The following is a 1979-nucleotide window of genomic DNA, read 5'->3' on the forward strand; positions in this document are numbered from 1 at the left end:
ATAGCCTCTCTAACGCAATAAAAGACGTTTCACTTCAAATAAAACACATACCACTATGTGAGAGAAATGAGTTTCTTTTATAAACTCTTCTTCGCACTTTAAAAAATCTATGTTTCTATGTGTTTAAATATTTTTTCACGCAGATTCTACAGATTTTTTAATCTAATTATCTTGTGTCTATTATCTTGTGTCTCACAATCAACTTAATTCATCGACAATTACTCCATCATATAAAAAACATAGCTTTCACACTCTTTAAAGAACATAAAAGCTATATTTCTAAATACCGGTCATTATTTCAACCCACACCCAATGGGTTTCTTTAATGCGCTATAAATCCTCGTCTATAATAGCGGACAGATAAAACTCAGGGAATTTCTTGAATTTTTTACCCGTCGCAATGTTAAAGAGCAAGTGGGTGCATAAGGCCGCTACCGACCAGGAAGCGATGGCCATTTGTGGTGGTGACTGACATCCTTTTTCGATTTTGTATTTTTCAATAATGCTATCCATCCATTTTTGCGGATTTCCCCAGAATCTCAGGTAACTTGAGGCGTAATCCATCATAGTTGCATCATTAAATTCCTCATCCTGATTGGCCAGCGCATTCAAAAGAAGACCATCTCTGGCGATAACAGTAACCAGACTTCCCCATCCTATATTATAAGGATGCAGAACCGGAATATCAAGCTTTTGGCAAGCCGTATCAAATATGAGTGGTACCGGAGAAGAAAAGTCCAGTGTATTGATTGCTGCTTTATGACCATTAATATGATCTCCTATGTTTTCAACAGTTAAGAAAAAATCGAGACAATTGATTTCTGCATTTTTATTAATCGATCTCAATCGTCTGGCCAAAGCATCTACCTTGTTTGAATCGACATCATCTTCGGTGTAATTTTGTCGGCTTAAATTAGACCGCTCTACCAGATCACCATCAACAATGGTAATTTTTTCAAAACCAAAACGCAACGCACATTCCGCAATTACGCTTCCAATGCCACTCCCTGCCAGTAAAATGGGGAAGTTTTTTATAATTTCTTGTTCTTCATCTGTCAGATAAAGTTTATTTTTTGAATAACGATCATCCATAGTACGTATTTTTTATTCAAAATTAAACATAAACAAGAGGCACCCTTTTAACCAAAAAGGTAGTTTTTATCGGTTCAACCCTTATAAACACTAATTTCTTGCCTCTTAAAACACTTATCCATTGTAAATCAGATAATTATACAATAATTCATTTACGAATGATAATCATATTGGATTTTTAGCGGAATAACCCTGATGTTCAGACAGTTCTTCTTTTAAACTTCAACGCACTACAGAACATGTATATGTTGCCTCAAACTAAATTACGAAAGGCTATAAAACAAAAAAACAGTTACAAGAACACTCTCGTAACTGTTTCATTTAGTTGTTTATATCTGATCATTTCTTTCCTTTTTTAGGAAGAGACCACAATCTTAAAAAAACAATTCATCTCCTGCCACTGAAGAAATCAGCGGCTGATTGTTTAAGATTTGTATGGATTCTATGTGGCGCGCAAGATTGTTAATAGTGGGTTCATTGTACAATTCTTTAAGTTCAATTTTAATATTGAATTCTTTCTGAATTTTAGAAATTACCTGCGTTGCTTTTAGACTGTGTCCGCCAAGCGCAAAGAAGATATCCCCGACTCCTATTTTGTCTTTCTGTAAAACGTCCTGCCATATTGTAACCAGTTTTTCCTCTGTTTCATTAGAAGGAGCGATATATTCCTGCTGAATAACATCAGCTGAACTCACCGCCGGTAAGGCATTTTTATCGATTTTTCCGTTAGGAGTAAGTGGCAATTGGTTTAAGAATACAAAGTAACTCGGTACCATATAATCAGGGAGTTCACGTCCCAATGCCAATCGAAGCTGTTGTTTGTCTACCGCCGAAGTGCTCACCAGATAACTCACAATTACAGGATCACCCTGAACTGTTGCAGTGAC

General features: G+C 36.0%; 2 protein-coding genes. Both read right to left on the minus strand.

The genetic code is table 11. The features are described 5' to 3' along the window. Window positions 1–330 precede the first annotated feature (330 nt). Window positions 331–1092, minus strand: a complete 762-nt coding sequence (locus tag FLA105534_RS13685; RefSeq protein WP_173966686.1) for a ThiF family adenylyltransferase — start codon at window positions 1090–1092, stop codon at window positions 331–333. A gap of 374 nt (window positions 1093–1466) precedes the next feature. Continuing rightward, the coding region (locus FLA105534_RS13690; RefSeq protein ID WP_246253242.1) for a phosphopantetheine-binding protein at window positions 1467–1979 on the minus strand (513 nt) is incomplete at its 5' end.

Source organism: Flavobacterium collinsii, from assembly GCF_902804485.1.
GTDB lineage: Bacteria > Bacteroidota > Bacteroidia > Flavobacteriales > Flavobacteriaceae > Flavobacterium > Flavobacterium collinsii.